The sequence below is a fragment of the Mucilaginibacter sp. KACC 22773 genome (assembly GCF_028736215.1).
Taxonomy (GTDB): domain Bacteria; phylum Bacteroidota; class Bacteroidia; order Sphingobacteriales; family Sphingobacteriaceae; genus Mucilaginibacter.
In genome coordinates this window covers 2,266,235-2,285,023 of sequence record NZ_CP117883.1, presented here as the reverse complement: position 1 = coordinate 2,285,023, position 18,789 = coordinate 2,266,235, and the positions used below count along the sequence as shown (strand labels likewise).

Below are 18,789 nucleotides of genomic sequence, written 5' to 3'. Positions count from 1 at the left end.
CTTTATCGCATTGTGTAACAATGTGTTTTTCATTAAAACTTTTTGCGTTTTTATAGCTTGTTGATTAAATAAACCAACACATAGAATTATGAAACATGCATTTATTTTTGGCACCACCATCTTTTTAAGCGAACAACGTACGCTTACCGTAAATGATGGTAACAACAGCACAGAGTTTTTGCGGATACTAACTTATTACAATGAGCAAAAAGGCAATATAAATCAGCCGCTCCGCATTGATGCACACATTGCCACTACCGATGGCAAGGCATTAAATATTACCGATAATGCCGTTGCCGACAGAGCCGACATCCGCGTGGATTTAAGCAATTACCGCATTAAAGTTTACCAAACGGGCCACGAGGAGCCGGTGCTTGATGTTTACCAAATGGATAAGCACGAATTTCATGGGCTGTCAAGCCACATTCTGAATGAGATTAATGCCCAGCATCCCGACCGTGTAGTTACCATAAAAGGTAATTTTAACGTAGGCGAAGTGCATTTCTTTATTGAAAACGAAAAAATGTTTGTTGATAATAATGGCTACGCAAACGGCGTGGTAAACGCGCACCACGGCATTATCTTATCACCGGTTGATCATGATTTTGATTGATTTGCAAGTACCATAAAGCAGCCTTTGTATTGTTGCAAAGGCTGCTTTTGAACAAATATTTATTGGTAAAGCAGTTTTATATCAGACCAGGTCACTGCTGCTCACCGCCACTGCACTTATCGGCACAGTCGGCTACATGCTCAATGTACAATACAGTGCTAAACTCAACTTAAAGTCTTTAAAACCTTAAAAGTTCTTTTTTTGAATTTTTACTTTTGAATTTTGAATTTAATACCCCCACGCCAGGGGCGCATCGGTAGGTTTAATGCCCCAATTTTGGTTGGGTTTCGGCCCCATTACAAATTCCAGTTTACCGCCGCCGGTGATATCACTTTGGGTGATATAAGTTTTGGTGTAGCTTTTACCGTTTAATTTTACCGATTGGATGTAGGCATTTTGCCTGCCCGCGTTTTTTACATTAACTGCGAATACCATACCATCACCCATGTTGATCTCTGCGTTTTTTAATATTGGCGAACCGATCGCATAAACCCCGTTGGCCGGGTTAACCGGGTAAAAACCCATGGCGCTAAATATATACCATGACGACATTTGCCCACAATCTTCGTTACCCGAATAGCCTGATGAGGAGTTATTATACAATTCATTCAGCACTTTGGCTACATACATTTGTGTTTTCCAGGGCTGGCCGGCATAGTCATACAGGTAAGCAACGTGGTGGCTTGGCTCGTTGCCATGCGCATACTGGCCAATGAAACCGGACGCATTGCCGTTTACCTCGCCGGGTTTATCTTTTGTAGAAAAGAACAGGTCGAGCTTTTGGTTGAAAGCGGCATTCCCTCCTACTAAATCAATTAAGCCGGATACGTTTTGCGGCACGTACCAAAAGTACTGCCATGCATTACCCTCGGTATACGGGCTGCCGCCATTGCCGCCATAGGCCAGCGCATCAAATGGTTCCTGCCAGTTGCCATCTTTCTTTTTGGCCTGAAAAAAGCCTGTTTTGGTATTGTACAAGTTCCGGTAGTATTCAGATCGTTTCATGAAGCGGTCATAATCTTCGGTTTTGTCCAGCTTTTTGGCTAATTGTGCCACGCACCAGTCATCATAAGCCATCTCCAGCGTTACCGAAACCGACTGCGATTCGATATCTTCAGGAATATACTGGTATTTTTCCCAGGTAGTAAAAGGCGAGCCGGGATGATCTGTTATGGATGAACCTTTAACCGCTTCGTAAGCCTTCTCCTGGTTAAAACCTTTAATATCTTTCAAAGCCGCATCGACAATAACCGGGATGGCGTGATTGCCTATCATACAATAATTTTCATCGCCCCATAATTGCCATATAGGCAAGTAGCCATAAGTATCATACTGGCGCATCATGCTGTTGATAAAGCCGGCAGTTTTTTCCGGTTGAATGAGCGTATACAAAGGGTGCGCCGCCCTGTAAGTATCCCACAACGAGAAGGTTGAATAATGCGTTTTATCCGGCGCATTGGCAATGGTTAAATCTGTAGCCTGGTAATCGCCATTTACATCGGCCATATTATTGGGCTGGGTAAAAGCGTGATACATGCCCGTATAAAAAATCTGCTTTTGCTCCAGCGTGCCTTCTACTTTAATTTTGCCCAGTTCATGTTCCCATTGCAGGCTGCTTTGCGTGCTGGTATTATCAAAATCCCAGCCCGGCAACTCGGCTTTTATATTCATACGGGCATTCTCGGTACTTACGGGCGACAGGCCTACTTTTACCAAAACTTGCTCTTTATCCTTAGTGCTAAAGTTTAAAGCAGCCTTCAGGTTTGTGCCGTTGATGATTGACAGATCCGGATAGCGGTGGCTACCGCTGGCCAGTACACTACTGGTAAATGGTTTTGAAAATTCGGCATGGAAATAAATTTTCCGCAATTTGGCCCAGCCGCTTAAAATACGGTAACCTTCAATGGTGTGGTCGTCTATTACGCGTATTTGCGCACTCACAATTTTACATGACCAGTAGCCCCGCTTTTTGTCAAGCGAGTGGTCCATATCAATAATCACATGCGATTCATCACTTTTAGGAAAAGTATAGCGGTGCAAGCCAACGTGCGATGTTGAGGTAAGTTCGGCGTTGATGTTATAGTCCTTCAGCATTACCTGGTAGTAACCGGGCCGGGCTGTTTCTTCTTTATGCGAGAAGGCAGAGCTATAGCCGCTTCCGGGCTTCCCAGCGCTGCCTGGCACCAGGTTAATTGCGCCAGTGGTTGGCATCATCAGCACATCAAACAAATCGGCAACGCCGGTACCGCTCAGGTGCGTGTGGCTAAAGCCGATGATGGTTTTATCATTATAATCATAACCGGATGCCGGATCGTCCGGTGCTTCGCGGGTATCTGGGCTTAGCTGCACAAAGCCAAACGGAACTGTTGAACCGGGAAAATTACTGCCCGATAAACTGTTTTTGTCAACAGCGCCGGTACCTATAAAAGGGTTAACATACTGTACCAAATTGCCCGGGGACGATTTTTTTTGGGCAAACACAATGGGACACAAACAAACGAAGCCAATACTTAAAAGTTTTTTCATTAATCAATAGGGTTGATACGGCTAATATACCGCACAAAACTAAATTTAAATGTATCTACATATTTTTTTTTATAAGTATATTGGCCAACAACAGGCACAAATATTTGGATGCGCCTAAATTGCGTACTCAGTTTAGTGTTAACCATGTTAAAATACAAAATATTGATTATCAAATATTTATAAATATTTTATTTGAAATATGTTAAGTTATGTTAACCCAATTTGATGCGCTTGCCATGGGTCTTCCCTATCACTTAACCAATTGCTACACCATAATAACACGGTTCATCTGGGTTTAAGGCCCTCATCAGGCCCAGTCAAGCAAGCCATTTTTATGAAATATGGGCATCCAAAGAAACACATCTGCCAATAATTCGGACGGGGGTATTTTATTAAATGATGCTGTCGCGGTTATGGCATCGTATAGGTTATCCCCTGCCTGGCATAACGAAAGCAAGGTATATTGCACTTCGGTAACATCGGTCATCGTGACCCTGAAATTCTTGCGGCTTACTGCGATGAATGTTTTTTGGGGCGACGGCAGTTCATAATCCTCATCCCGGTAAACCGCGGTAAAAAACGGGATCATGGGAAAATCCAGTTCCAGCAATCGCAGGCAATCGGGGGTAATTATTTTAGCCGTGTTAAAAAGGACATCCTGGATACTGATCTCCTGGTCACGTTCGGCAGTGCCCTCAGTTCCCGGCGCACGTACGGCTTCCTGCCGGGCACGTTCCAGTTTGGCAAAGGCTACAGGCAGGTTCATAAAATCATTTATAGCCGATTCTTCGCCCGAAATAACGGGAGGCTTTGTTTTAGCCAAAAATCCTGGAAATGCGGCACCCAGGTCATACAAAGTAAACGAGGCGGATGGATGATATAACAGGTAAGCTTTAGCAAAGCTATCAAACACTTCATCGCCCATAAATTTCCGGCTAACGGCATAATCGGCATACATGCATTCCAGCAAACGCAGTAAATATCCCGAGCTATAAACATTCAGGCGGGTATAAACCGATGCTGTACCCTCATCGGCAACAACTACATCGGCTTCATCAAGCCCATGCAGACGCCATGCCTGCCCCAGTTTTTGAGGCAAGTGGCCCGGCGTCATCACTACGGTTTTGAGCCAGTTTTGCAATAATGCTAATTTTTGATCTTTAGCCATTTGCTGCCAGCAATTGAAATTCAACCGGGTTTGATACAGGCTGATGTTCAGATTTATTAACACCCTGAACGGGGATATTTCCTTTTAAAGCTTCACGGGCCTTGTAAAGTTCAATAAGCAAATCAGGATAATCGGGTATTTTTGCATCCCATTCCAGCAGTGTGCTTACACCACCCGTTGATTGCTGGGCCTGGGCATACAATTTCCAAACTTCAGATGGTACAGGTTGGTCATGGGTATCTATCAGCAAATCGCCGCAATCGGTAGGCCCGGCAATGTGCATTTGCACAATATGTTCATGTGGCAGGTTGTTGATATAATTTGGTGCATCAAAACCATGATTTGTTGCCGATACAAATACGTTGTTTACATCAAGCAACAACCCACACCCTGTTGTAGCAGCCAATGACGATAAAAAACCCCATTCAGAAATTGTCGACGCTTTAAACTGCAGATAAGTTGACGGGTTTTCCAATATCAGTGGCCGTTTTAAATAATCCTGTATACGCATTACGCGTTCGCAAACGTGGGTAAGGCTTTCCTGGGTCATGGGCATTGGCAGTAAATCGTGGGTATTGGTATAGGCAACACCCGTCCAGCATAAATGATCTGATATCCACTCCGGCTCGATAGCTTCAGCTAATGCTTTTAACTTTTCCAGGTATTTATAGTTGATAAGATCGGTACTGCCAACAGATAATGATACCCCATGCATTACCACAGGTACCTGTTTGCGCACATGCATCAGCACGTGGCGGGCAAAGCCAAAATCATCCATAAAGTTTTCGCTGATGATCTCGAACCAGTCTACCTGCGCCGGGTTGTGCAGCAGGTAATTAAAATGCTTGTTTCGTAAACCCACGCCAAGGCCCAAATTTGGCAGGCCCAGGCGTGGTAAATTATTATTATTCATAAAAATAATTTTCTTTAGGTTGACGGCGGGAAGGCCAAACGCAAATCACTTGGTTTTGGCTTTTCGGGTACGGGCAATCCCCTTTTCTCCAACACCGCTTTGTAAGCTTTCCAGGCCACATCATAAACCAGCTCGCCCTTTTCGTAATCAAGAATGCCGAATGATTTTGGTTTAAAACCGGGCTTGTCTCCAAAATCATACAGTTGCATCCGGTACTCCTCCCCATCTTTTACAGCAGGGTACATTTGTGATGCCGAAATAGGTACAGCACAGCCCCCCAAAGCTTTACAGGCATTATCTGCCGGCGGACTAAAAGGCAAAGCATTTGCTGCCGGCCATCCGGGTTGTGTTTTATAAAACGCTGTAGCCTTGCCACCGCACAGCCCACCGCCAGTGGTTTTTTGAACAAAGCCGCAACCACCTTCGGTTTTACAATCGTTCGATCCTTTGCAGGTATGGTAAATGGCTGTTGTTGCACAGGTTTCCGGGTTATCTTTCAACACATCATCCAGGCTCATTCCCTGGCAGGCATGGTAAAGGCGTTGGGTACGGTCTATAGGCTTATCGTCTGGCGATGTTACCCCAAGGCTAATATCAGGCGCTTTGCCAAAAATAGCCCAGCAGATAGACATCCTATCGCCCGAGCCTCCCATTGACGGGTACGGGAATTGCGTTTTGGGGTTTTTAAAATAATCGTTAAGTACTTTGGTTACACCTGCTATAGCGCCTGTAGAGGCACGGCTAAACAGCTCAAAGTTTTTAGCATTGGCAGTATCATTAAGCTTTAACCTGTTTAAAGCACCGGCAATATCGCCCGAGGGCGGTAGCTGCGGATTATGTGTAGGATCATAAGCTGCGGTTTGTAATGATTCGGCCGACCATGAATTACCTTTTGCATGCCATTGGTCCCAGGTTTCAATCTGTCCCTCCATCAGCAAATTCATAACAAAAGCAAAAGTTTCAAAATGATCCATTTTGCCAAATGTATCGCGGGCATCCGCTTTGGCCGATGGCGCATCGGCTCCGGTAGCTGTAAATGAAGGATATTTATTTTTCAAAACCGGGCAGCTTGGCCTAAACTGGTCTTGTACGACGTTCGGGTTAACATACTCATGGACACCCTTACTTTTATTCATCCTGTCCAGGATTTGTTTAATTACGCCCCCACCTTCGCCCTGGTCGGTAATGCCATTTATCATGTTCATGGCATCCAGCAAGGCAGCTTCCGATTCGGTATTCTGGATACTGGTGGCAATGCCCGGGTATTCATCATCACCCGGATCCTTCGGATCTGGTGCTAATTTAGGGTTAAGCCTTTCGGGATTAAAAATTTCCTTTTGTAGGGCTACATCACTACCCGCTTTTCCCTTTTCAAAAACAATATCCCAAAGCGTTACGCCATCGGTATAAGTTATAGACAGGTAATTCCACAATTGCAGGTACATGTTTCCTATCGATCCAAACAAAGGCAAATCGGTACCGGGCTTCCAGTTATCGAAAGGAGCTTTCTCACTGTATTTAGCAATTTTATCAGGGTCGAGCACCTTTTCGGCATCAGTTTCGGTTTGCTCAATAGCCAAAAACAAGCGTACCTGTTCTTTATTCATTGCCCCTGTTTTAACTTTTACCTTGTCGAATGGTGCAATGCAATCTTTAAAGTCGAGGATGTGCGGCAGCACTGTTTTATCATCGCCATAACATTTCCAGGCATAAGTTTGCTCGTCCTGTAAGGGCTCGCAGGTAAACTTTGGTTCATAACCAATTACTTTTGCCAGGTTTGATACAATTTGGAGGTGCAGCATTTCGGCCACAAAAACACTAAAAACAGCATTAAATGCTTTTTCGTTTGCCGTTGCAGGTTTGGCCGTTGCTGCCATCCCCGGCCAGGTGCGACCCAGGTAAAAGTTATTGCCTTTGCTGTTTATCTCATGCATACCTTGCAGGGAGTACAACGAGGTCATGTACAAAGGGATGGTAAACAACTCAACGTTGACCGCTGCCTGTACAATAGCGTGCAGGGCCTGTTCGTCAACCTCCTTAAAGGAAACCGGGCGTTTTTTTAGCCGGTCGTCATGCGTAAACAGTAAGGTACTTTTCATGGTTAGGGTTTTATTCTGGTTTATAATAGTTTATTGCCGGTTACATTTCCAAACCGGTAACTTATGCTTACTTCATGGGTGGTGATATTAACGCCCCCCAGGTTATTTGATGATGTGCCAAACTGGTAGCTATACCCTACCCTGAATGCTTTACCGATCACCGATAACATTGCCGCTGCTTTTTTATCAGTGCGGTAATTTAAGCCTATGCCCAATTGCTCCTTAAGATACAATGTGCCCGAAATATTTGCCAAAACCGGCGATCCGTTTACATAGCTAACCAACGTGGCTGGTTTAACCTTTACATCGTCGCTTACATCGGCCAGGCAGGCCCCTGTAAAGTAATAATGTGTGCGCAGGTAATTGGCCTGCTGTTGTGATGCCGTGCCCAGGCTACGGATGGTAAATTCGGGAACTGATAAACCCAGGTAATAATTGGCGCTATACAACATCACCCCGAAACCGATGTTAGGTTTCGTTTCGCGCACATCATTCATAAACTGCGGGTCGGTAGCATCCAGTTGCGAATAATTGCCTACATAATTACGTACGCCTAAATTTAAAGCCACAGCCAGGTAATCGGTTTGGGTAAGCTGCACGCCTTTAGCAAAAAAAACGTTAGCCTCGATTTGTTTCTCTACAGCAGCCTGGTCATTCAGTACATACAAACCGGTTGCGCCGTTGATAGATTCGATAGGAAAATTGGCATTCAGCATTAGGCTGCTTGGCGCACCATCTATACCTATAAACTGCTTGCGCCCCAGCACGCTTACAGACCCGGCCTTATCAAGTATAGAATATGCCGGGTTAACTGCAGTAAGGTTATCTGCATATTGGCTGTAGTTATAAATCTGTTGTTGCGCAAAAACCTTACTGCAAGTTGTAAATGCAAGTATCAGGCTTAGCTTTATCGTATTTTTTTTGATAAACATTTTTTTGTAATCCTGGTTAGCCTGTGTGTTTTGTGTTATGGTATTACTCTTTCATCTAAGGCAGATTTGCTGAATTTACTCTGCAAACCCGCCTATGAAAAACTAAGTAATGATAGCGTGAATTATTAGCCTGTATACAGGGATTATTAGCCTAAATTGTAGCCATTCACCAGCTATTTTTACCCTTCTTTGGCAGATAAATTACAGTAAACCATGGTTACCTGTCTGCTAACGGTAACCATGGCCAGTAATATTCCTTACCAGGCTTCTATTCTATTCCTGTTAATATTTCAGGATGATATAACCTGTCTTACGTTTGGTTTCATTACCATCCTTATACTCTAACGAGTAGTAGTATGTGCCCGGCTTTTGCATAGCCGAGTTCTTGTTGGAGTGGCCATCAAACACATTGCCATTACTGCCATAGCCTTGTACATCGTATATCAGTACACCGCCGGCGTTCATGATGCTCAGGTGGTTATCGGCATAGTTTTCAATACCATCAATGATGAACACGTCGTTAATACCATCGCCGTTTGGCGACAGTGCCTGGTGAACGGTGATGCCTTTTGCATTGATATCGTTTGATTTGTTAGCAACCCCGGTAACAACAGGCAGGATAGCATTAAAGCTGGGCGCAGCACGGGATACAACAGCGGAGTAAGTACGCATAGCTATACCATCTTGCGCGGTTACAACCATTTGGATGCTAGTACTCGTTCCGGCTGGGTTTAATACGATGTTTTGTGAGGCCGTTCCACTGGCAACTGTTTGGCCTTGTACTTTTATTGTTGCACCTGCATCACCTGCTTTCGGGATCAGTGTAACACTGTTTGTTCCAGATGCTACCGAGGTGGTATAATTATACTGTAAAGTCGTCCCGGGCAACTGGGTGAACGAGGACGCCGGGCTCATGGTAAAGCTCATGTTTACATTGCTTGAACCATTTTTACTTATGACCACTACAAAATCGCGCATCGTTATGCCGTCCTGAGCGGTGATATGTATATGAACCGTGGTTGTTCCCGTGGCATTTAGCGTGATCGCTTGTGATGCCGAGCCACTGCTTACCGCCTGTCCTTCTACCGTTATCGATGCTCCGGGGTCACCCGCTGTTGGGCTTACCGTTACACTGCTGGTTCCCGGTGCTACCGAGGTGGTATAATTATACTGTAACGCCGTCCCGGGCAACTGGGTGAACGAGGACGCCGGGCTCATGGTAAAGCTCATGTTTACATTGCTTGAACCATTTTTACTTATGACCACTACAAAATCGCGCATCGTGGTGCCATCCTGCGCGGTGATATGGATATGAACCGTGGTTGTTCCCGTGGCATTTAGCGTGATCGCTTGTGATGCCGAGCCACTGCTTACCGCCTGTCCTTCTACCGTTATCGATGCTCCGGGGTCACCCGCTGTTGGGCTTACCGTTACACTGCTGGTTCCAGGTGCTACCGAGGTAGTATAATTATACTGTGAAGCCGTCCCGGGCAACGAGGTGAACGAGGACGCCGGGCTCATGACAAAGCTCATGTTTACATTGCTTGAACCATTTTTACTTATGACCACTACAAAATCGCGCATCGTGGTGCCATCCTGCGCGGTGATATGTATATGAACCGTGGTTGTTCCCGTGGCATTTAGCGTGATCGCTTGTGATGCCGAGCCACTGCTTACCGCCTGTCCTTCTACCGTTATCGATGCTCCGGGGTCACCCGCTGTTGGGCTTACCGTTACACTGCTGGTTCCCGGTGCTACCGAGGTGGTATAATTATACTGTGAAGCCGTCCCGGGCAACTGGGTGAACGAGGACGCCGGGCTCATGGTAAAGCTCATGTTTACATTGCTTGAACCATTTTTACTTATGACCACTACAAAATCGCGCATCGTGGTGCCATCCTGCGCGGTGATATGTATATGAACCGTGGTTGTTCCCGTGGCATTTAGCGTGATCGCTTGTGATGCCGAGCCACTGCTTACCGCCTGTCCTTCTACCGTTATCGATGCTCCGGGGTCACCCGCTGTTGGGCTTACCGTTACACTGCTGGTTCCCGGTGCTACCGAGGTGGTATAATTATACTGTGAAGCCGTCCCGGGCAACGAGGTGAACGAGGACGCCGGGCTCATGGTAAAGCTCATGTTTACATTGCTTGAACCATTTTTACTTATGACCACTACAAAATCGCGCATCGTTATGCCGTCCTGAGCGGTGATATGTATATGAACCGTGGTTGTTCCCGTGGCATTTAGCGTGATCGCTTGTGATGCCGAGCCACTGCTTACCGCCTGTCCTTCTACCGTTATCGATGCTCCGGGGTCACCCGCTGTTGGGCTTACCGTTACACTGCTGGTTCCCGGTGCTACCGAGGTGGTATAATTATACTGTAACGCCGTCCCGGGCAACTGGGTGAACGAGGACGCCGGGCTCATGACAAAGCTCATGTTTACATTACTCGAACCATTTTTACTTATGACCACCGCATAATCGCGCATCGTTATGCCGTCCTGAGCGGTGATATGGATATGAACCGTGGTTGTACCAGTGGCATTTAGTAGGATCGCCTGGGATGCAGAGCCGCTGCTTACTGCCTGCCCTTCTACTGTTATCGATGCTCCCGGGTCGCCTGCTGTCGGACTTACCGTCACGCTGTTGGTTCCAGGTGCTACCGAGGTGGTATAATTATACTGTGAAGCGGTTCCCGGTACGGACGTGAGCGATACTGCCGGGTTCATGACAAAGCTCATGTTTACATTGCTCGAACCATTTTTACTTATGACCACCGCATAATCGCGCATCGTTATGCCGTCCTGAGCGGTGATATGGATATGAACCGTGGTTGTTCCCGTGGCATTTAGTGGGATCGCCTGGGATGCAGAGCCGCTGCTTACTGCCTGCCCTTCTACTGTTATCAATGCTCCCGGGTCGCCTGCTGTCGGACTTACCGTCACGCTGTTGGTTCCAGGTGCTACCGAGGTAGTATAATTATACTGTGAAGCCGTCCCGGGCAACGAGGTGAACGAGGACGCCGGGCTCATCGTAAAGCTCATGTTTACATTACTCGAACCATTTTTGCTTATTACCACTACAAAATCGTGCATTGTTATGCCGTCCTGCGCGGTGATATGTATATGAACCGTGGTTGTACCCGTAGCATTTAGCGTGATCGCTTGTGATGCCGAGCCACTGCTTACCGTCTGTCCTTCTACCGTTATCGATGCTCCGGGGTCGCCTGCTGTCGGGCTTACCGTTACACTGTTGGTCCCCGGGGCTACCGAAGTGGTATAATTATATTGCAACGCCGTCCCGGGCAACGAGGTGAACGAGGACGCCGGGCTCATGGTAAAGCTCATGTTTTTATTGCTCGATAATGAACTTTTGTTTACTGTAACGACATAGGTGTTAACTGTTCCATCCTGTCCGGTTATAATTGTTGTAATAATATTATTGCCAGGTACCAGGCTTATAACGGCTTTGCCAGACACTAATGCGTTGCCATTTACCCTAACCGTGGCGTTAACATCACTCACAACTGGAGTTATTGTATAAATAGCCGTGATATTATTTACCATTGCGGTATAGGTATTGGTACCTGCAGAAAACGCCGGGGTCAACGGACTGCTGGTAGTCAGACTGGTGAGTGTGACGCCTGACGCCGTAGCCGCCCTTGTTACATTTAAAGCATATGTCTTAGTGCTAATGCCGTCCTGGGCAGTTGTTAAAATAGCTATGTTGTTTGCACCCACGGTTAGCGGAATATCGATGGTGCCGCTAACATCCAGGTTGTTGCCGTTTACAAGTACCGCCGCATTAATATCATTTGCAAATGGCGAAAGTGTTAAAGTACCTGTTGCGTTGCTTACTGTGGCTGTATAAGCTGTTGTACCGGCATCGAATAAAGGGCTTAATGTCCCGTCGCTTAAACCAAGGCCGGCCAAAGCTGCATCAGTTGATGCTGCCGCACGATTAACAGTAAGGCTATAGGTTTTGGTGGTAATACCATCTTCAGCGGTCACAACAACCGGTATTGGATTACTGCCTGCGTTTAAAGGCACACTCAAACCAGATCCGGATGCAGCAAATATACCGCCTATCGTAATTAACGCGTTGGCATTGGTTGCGGCCGGGGTTATGGTAATTGAACCCGTTGTGTAATTCACGGATGTTGTATAAGTATCTGTACCGCTGCTAAACACCGGGCTAAGGGTACCGCTACTGAGGCCTAAGCCGGTCAAAGTAGCATCTGTAGACGGCACTGCCCTGGTAATAGTCACCGTATATGTTTTGGTGGTACTGCCATCCTGTGAGGTTATTGTTGTTGTTACCACATTGGCGCCTGCATTTAGCGGGATCAGCACCGATGGCGTGGCTGGAGTAATAGTTGTTGTATTACCCCCATTTGTTACGGTAATGACAGATGTCGCCTCGGCAGTTACCGGCGTAAAGTTAACAGACGATACATTACCCGCAACCGAAGCTGTATAATTTACGGTGTTCCGGGAAAAAACAGGTGATATAGCTCCGCTGCTCAAAACAATGTTACCCAGGAAAGCCTGGCTTGCCGACGGACGAAGCACATTTAAAGCGTAGCTTGTAAAATTCACTCCATCCGGAGCTGTTACCCTCACAGTGATGCGTTGGTTGCCTACAAATAATGAACTGTTGGTGTATGAAGGCGTTGAAGCATTAATGGTTTGTCCACCGGCTGTTACGCTTGCATCGGCTGCCGAAGCCACCGGTGTAACCGTAATAGCATTATCACTGGCGGCTACAACTACCGTATAGCTTGTTACAGCCGGTGAAAACGCGGGCGCAAGGGCGCCTTTATCTACCGCTAATGAGCTGAGCGTAACATCTACAAACGGCAACCTTATGGCATGTACGGTATAATATTGTGTATTGGAGTTATCCGCTGCTGTAATACCTATGGTAAATAGATTATCACCTACGGCAAGGGGCAGGTTATCAGATGCGCCACCAGATATTGCATAGCCGTTTACTGTAATAACCGTACCGCCAGGGTCAGACGCGTTGGGACTTAGCCTTATAGCCGTTACATTATTAGGAATAGTAGCGGTAAGGCTATTGGTGGCCTGGTTAATGATAGCCGAATATCCCGCGTTACCTGAAAGGATAACATTAATTAAACCTGCATCTGATGAATATGCCCGGTTGATGGTAATATTATAGGTATTGTTACCACCGCCAAATGAGTATACATTTACAGGAACAATGTTCACACCACCCTGTAACGCTACAAACTTAGATGCACCTGTGCTTACGGGTACCCCGCCTACTCTTAGTTCGGCACGGCTATCCTGTGCTACGGGTGCAATTACGACGCCGGTTACATTAGGGTTGCTGATGATCATCGTATAGTCATTCGTCGCCGGGTCAAATACGGGGATTAACGGTGTTATTGTGCCGTTGATGTTCATCGTTAAGCTTTGCAGCAAGTTATTTGTCGAGAAGTTCCTGGTTACATTTATGGTGTAGGTTTTTTGACTTACCCCATCGCCGGCAGTAACAACGATCACCATAGGCTCAACAGCCGAAAAGTATTGGAGTGTGATGGCGTTGCCAGTGGCAGTATTTAAAGCCACGCCGTTGATGGTTATCGTCGCGCCGTCGTTGGTAGCAATTGGTTTCAGGGTGAAAGCCGTTACATCGCTGGTTACTGTGGTATTATAAGTATAAATGGCACTATCAAAAGGCACATCCAATCCCGAAATGGTGGTCATGATACCCAGATTGACTAATGTAGCATCGGTCGATGTCGCCCTGTTTACTGTTATGTTGTAGGTTCTTGGTGTTCCGTTTTGTGCTGTTACAGTTATAGGCACCTGGTTATCGCCTATAGCAAGTGTGCTTGTAAAAGCCGCTCCTGATGGTGCGGGCAAGCCATCATGAGTTCCGTAGGCTGTCGCATCAAATGTGGGTGTAATATCAATAGATTTAGTTGCATTACTTACCTGCACAGTGTAGTTAAGCGTAGCGCTGTCAAATGCGGGGCTAAGCGACCCTGCGCTTAAAGCCAGGCTGTTCAACAGGTTGTTTGATGAAAAGGCGCGGTTGATTACCATGCCGTAGTAGCTTTGCGTAGTGCCGTCTTGCGCGGTTACTACTAAATTGTATGCGTTGTCGCCCAAATTAAGCGGCAGTGTCACCGGCGTACCCGACGTTGCAGGATTGCCGTTGACTGTTATAGTGGCATTGGGTTCATGAACTACTGCGGTAACATCAAAACTGGTTACCGTATTGGCTACGTTTGACCGGTATACATTGTATCCATCGGGTGTTGGCGTACCTGTGCTAATGGTAAAACTATTTAATGTTGCATCTGACGAAGGCAGGCGGGTTACTGTAACATTATACGGGTTGGTGGTGGTACCATCCTGCGCGGTTACATTCACCGGGATAACATTGGGGCCAACATTTAAAGAAATACTGCTCGATGACGTGCCGGATATAACCTGGCTACCATTCACAGTTACCCTGGCGTTAACATCAGATAAAGTTGGCGTTAAAGTTAACGATGTAACGCCTGTTGCAACTGTTGCCGTATAATTATTAGTACCCGATGCAAACGAGGGCGATAAACTGCCCTGGCTGATAGCTAAGCTGCTCAGGTTGCCATTGGTTGATAAGAATATAGAAAACGCCGAAGCATTTGAGGCATCCTGTACAATGGTATAATTGGCCGAGCTTAAACCTGCGCCATCAATAGCATATGTGCCAACAGGCGTACTTGTTGTTGCAGTTGTGTTAAAACTAAGCGTACCGGTAGTAGCTGATGCCTGGGTATCGCCATTTAAAAAGCCTGTTACTGTACCAGTTACCGATGGGTTGGCCGTATTAAATGCCCGGCTTGCCGGAGTGGCCACGTAACTCAGTGTGTTTTTGGTGATGGTTAAGGCCGTATTGTTAGCTGCGGCAGCTGTTATGTTATAGTTGGCTGCTGACAGGCCGCTTAACGTTATAGGGTAACTGCCCACACCACTGGCTGTGCCGGCCGTAGTACTATAAACCGGCGTACCTGTTAAAGCAGTTGCAGCAGTTTCGTTATTTACGTAACCGGTAATGGCACCGTTTAATGTAGGGTTGGTTTCACCGTAATGTTTGGTGGCTGCCTGGGCTGTAAAGGTTAAATCGGCCTTGGTTACAGTAAACGCAGCGGTGTTGGATGACGCAGCAGAAAACGTGTAGTTCAGTGCATCGAGGCCGCTTACGGTAATGGGATAAGCGCCAACCGGGCTACTAACTGTGGCAGTGGTAGCGTACGAAAGGGAATTAAGTACCTGGTCAATCGTCTGACCGTTTGCCATACCGGTAAACACTACGTTCAATGCCGGGTTTACGGCACCATAAACTTTGGTTGCCGGTTGTGCGGTATAGGTAATAATAATTTTATTAAGCGTTAATGCTGTAGTATTTGCCGTAGCCTGTACAAAGCTATAATTGGCCGAGTTAAGCCCGCTTCCTACAATTCCGTACTGGATAACATTTGTGTTATTAGTAGTTACAGGAGATGTAGCATCTGCTGCCGAGGTAAAAACCATGGTACCGGTTGTAGCGGTTGCCTGGGTGTCGCCATTCACAAAGCCGGTTACCGAGCCTGTAAAGGTTGGATTGGCTGCGCCGTAATCGCGCGATACAACGTTAGCGGTATAGGTTAATACTGCCTTGTTTACAGTTAGCTGCCTGCTTACATTTGATGCCGCAAGGTACGTAGTATTGCCCCCTTGTGCTGCCGTAATATTTACGGTACCGGCACCCACAATATGCACAAGGCCGGCACTGGTTACAGTGGCTACATTGTCGTTGTCGCTGGTATAAGTTATAGGTAGCGTACTGGCTGCTACAGCGCCTAAAGTAAAATCTGCCGCCCCATAGGTTACTGCCGGAATACTATTAAAAGTGATGGCCTGAGGGGTTTTGTCCTTGGTAATAGTGGTAGTATACGTTTTTGTGGTGAAACCATCCTGCGCGGTTACTATGGTAGTGATGGTATTACTTCCCGGGTTTAAACTGAGCGCACCGGATGCTGAACCGGATGCTACGGTTGTATTATTAATTTTCACTGAGGCATTCGCTTGCGCAACCGTTGGGGTAATGGTTAAAGACGTTACATTATAAGTCACATTTGCAGTATAGGCGGTTGTATCGGGTGCAAATACCGGACTTAAAGTACCGGAGCTGAGTGTAAAACTTGTAAGATTAGCGTTGTTGGATAAAGTTGTGAAGCTTTTTACATCCCCGTACGAAGTACCCGCGCTACTTATTGCGTATGCCCGGGTATAATAAGTTGCCACAGGGTTAAGGCCGGTAATACTTGCCGAAAAAGCACCTATACCATTGCCCATTACCTGTTTGGTATCGGTGCCTATAACCGGCAACGCGTGTACCGAGCTATAAACCACTCCCCTTTCTGTAACCGCTACATCGCTCCGGGCTATATTACCCCCGATTGTTACCGAGCCCGACGATATAACGGTGGCTGCTGTTGTTGTAAGCGATGCAAGTTTAGGTACCCAAAGCCCCGGAGCAACCGCAGTTGATGGCAGGGATTGAATAGAGATTACCTCTGTTGTGTTGCCGGTGGTGAGATCAACTGAGAATATTGCCCTATGGGTTGAAAGATTGTCATAAATATACGCTTTGTTGTTACCGGCATCAAGCGCCATCTGGTATGCGGGAGCATTGATAATTGACGACTTTATAGCAACCTGGCCGGTACCGTCAGAATGTATCTTATAAAGTGCGTCATTGGCAGTTTTTGAACCTGTATTATCTGATGTTAACAAATAAATATAATCTGTAACAGGGTCATAATCGCAATCGACGCCTACAATAGAGCCTGATGCAGCGGTTGTTGGCGATACCCTGGCCACCGAGGCAGTATAACCTGACAAACTGAGCGTTACAAATCCATGGTCGGCGAATAAATTTTCATAAACAAATACCCGGCTATTGGCAATATCGAGTGCAAGGAAAGATGGGTTTTTACAAAACCCGCTTATGAGTATTGTCGAACCAGTGCCATCGGGCTTTACCCTAACAAGTGCGTCATTTGCAGTTGCTGTTGATGGCGTACCATCCTGTACTACATAATAAATATAATCGTTGACAGGATCGTACTTTATTGATTGTATCCTGCCGGTTAATGTAACCGGGATAGTTGTTGTTACAGCGCCGGTGTTTAAATCAATTACCTTTATACTTAATCCGTTTGGCGGGGTTAATGAATATGTTTCGTATACAAATGCCCTGTGGTTAGGCAGGTCGACCTGTAATATCGTAGGTGAATATGCAATGCCTGAAACCAGGCTGATTCCCTCAGAGCCATCTGCCTTAACCCTGTATAGCGCGTCATCAACCGATTTGGTATCCTTGTTGGCGTCATTGGTTAAGTAATATACCTGTGCATGGCTCTGCGCGGCAATGCCAACTAAAACCAAAAGCAATAAGGCCGTTAAAAGGTTGCGAAGCTTATTTACCCGCGGGCTTTTTAATAAAAGTAAAGGTTTCATCATAAAAAATTTATTGATATCTTGATTATTTTAACCGGCCTATTGCCGTTAACATTTGTCATTAAAAGCCCTGTGTTCGTATTTTTATGTCCATGCGGGGCCATTGCAGACATAGGTTATCAGAGTTTACTATACCAACTATAGTAAGCGGGCATAAATTTCGTGGTATACTTAACAGACGTGATATAGTACAACCCCTGCCTTATTGTAAAGCAGGGGTTAGTTCTTTTTGGTAAACCGGCCTTATTCAGGCCACCGGGTTATAATTAATACTAAGGCCTTGGCGGATAGATACCTTCCAGAGCTATAATGAAAGTTATGGCCAAAACAGGTTGAACTAATTTTACCGCGGTTGCACCTCCAACTGTTGATACCGTACCTGCGTTTAAAGTAACGTCTGGCGCAACATCTGAATACAGGTTTGTACTTTCGCCTGAAACAGAGTCGATAAGGGCCGACGGGTAAAAATTTGTTGGTAAAACCTGGTTGGCGCCGGTTGAATTGGCATTGATAAGGTGTGAGTGAGCAGGCATCTGGTCTTTTGAAAGCACAACAGATTCTGAACCATCTTTTTGACCGAGATAGTAACCTGATGTAATGCCAGTGCTTGCACCTGCATTAACCGGCGCGCGGCCGCGCAAATCGGGCACGGCAAAGTTACTTGCGCCATCACCGCCATAATAGGTCTGGATGATCGAAAATAATTTATCCCACTGATCAATTCTTAATAAGCTGCCATCGCAAAGCGCCCAGCCACGGGGGGCAAAATCGCCTGCAAACATTCTGATCTCGCCAATGTAAGGTTCCATAGTAATAAGTTTTATAGTTTAAATAATAAGTTAGTTTTAGGGGGGAGTGAATTAGTTGTTTTGGTTTAATCGGTTATAAATATATGCCATTATATCAAGCGAAAAATTTTATCTATAGTTAACATTCAAAACCAATTGCTATGAGCATCAGCTTAATTATCAATATTTTATGATAATATACCATTAGTTAATTTAATTACA

The 18,789-nt window shown here is 46.0% G+C and carries 8 protein-coding genes; 1 reads left to right on the top strand and 7 read right to left on the bottom strand.

The annotated features are described in order from the left end of the window. The first annotated feature begins 88 nt into the window (after positions 1-88). Positions 89-613, top strand: a complete 525-nt coding sequence (locus PQ469_RS09825; RefSeq protein WP_090651916.1) for a hypothetical protein — start codon at positions 89-91, stop codon at positions 611-613. Between the two features lie 228 nt (positions 614-841). On the opposite strand, the gene PQ469_RS09820 is transcribed toward PQ469_RS09825, so the two are convergent. The 7 genes from PQ469_RS09820 to PQ469_RS09790 all read right to left on the bottom strand — a co-directional run bounded on the left by PQ469_RS09820 (position 842) and on the right by PQ469_RS09790 (position 18,588). After that, the gene (locus tag PQ469_RS09820) at positions 842-3,139 is read right to left on the bottom strand and encodes a GH92 family glycosyl hydrolase (RefSeq protein WP_274212799.1); all 2,298 of its coding nucleotides are present in this window, start codon (positions 3,137-3,139) and stop codon (positions 842-844) included. Positions 3,140-3,446: 307 nt separating this feature from the next. Next, positions 3,447-4,307 (bottom strand): HvfC/BufC N-terminal domain-containing protein, encoded by an 861-nt coding sequence (locus PQ469_RS09815; protein ID WP_274212798.1) that lies wholly within the window; start codon positions 4,305-4,307, stop codon positions 3,447-3,449. After that, complete coding sequence (gene bufB, locus PQ469_RS09810) at positions 4,300-5,220, bottom strand: MNIO family bufferin maturase (protein WP_274212797.1); 921 nt, start codon at positions 5,218-5,220, stop codon at positions 4,300-4,302. The genes PQ469_RS09815 and bufB overlap by 8 nt, the downstream gene beginning before the upstream one ends. Before the next feature lie 14 nt (positions 5,221-5,234). Continuing rightward, on the bottom strand, positions 5,235-7,319 hold the full coding sequence (locus tag PQ469_RS09805; protein ID WP_274212796.1) for a ferritin-like domain-containing protein: 2,085 nt from the start codon (positions 7,317-7,319) through the stop codon (positions 5,235-5,237). Between the two features lie 20 nt (positions 7,320-7,339). After that, positions 7,340-8,251 (bottom strand): PorP/SprF family type IX secretion system membrane protein, encoded by a 912-nt coding sequence (locus tag PQ469_RS09800; RefSeq protein WP_274212795.1) that lies wholly within the window; start codon positions 8,249-8,251, stop codon positions 7,340-7,342. 282 nt (positions 8,252-8,533) lie between these two features. Beyond that, complete coding sequence (locus tag PQ469_RS09795; RefSeq protein ID WP_274212794.1) at positions 8,534-17,782, bottom strand: cadherin-like beta sandwich domain-containing protein; 9,249 nt, start codon at positions 17,780-17,782, stop codon at positions 8,534-8,536. A gap of 269 nt (positions 17,783-18,051) precedes the next feature. Further along, positions 18,052-18,588, bottom strand: coding sequence for a phage tail protein (locus PQ469_RS09790; RefSeq protein ID WP_274212793.1), 537 nt, complete (start codon positions 18,586-18,588; stop codon positions 18,052-18,054). Positions 18,589-18,789 lie beyond the last annotated feature (201 nt).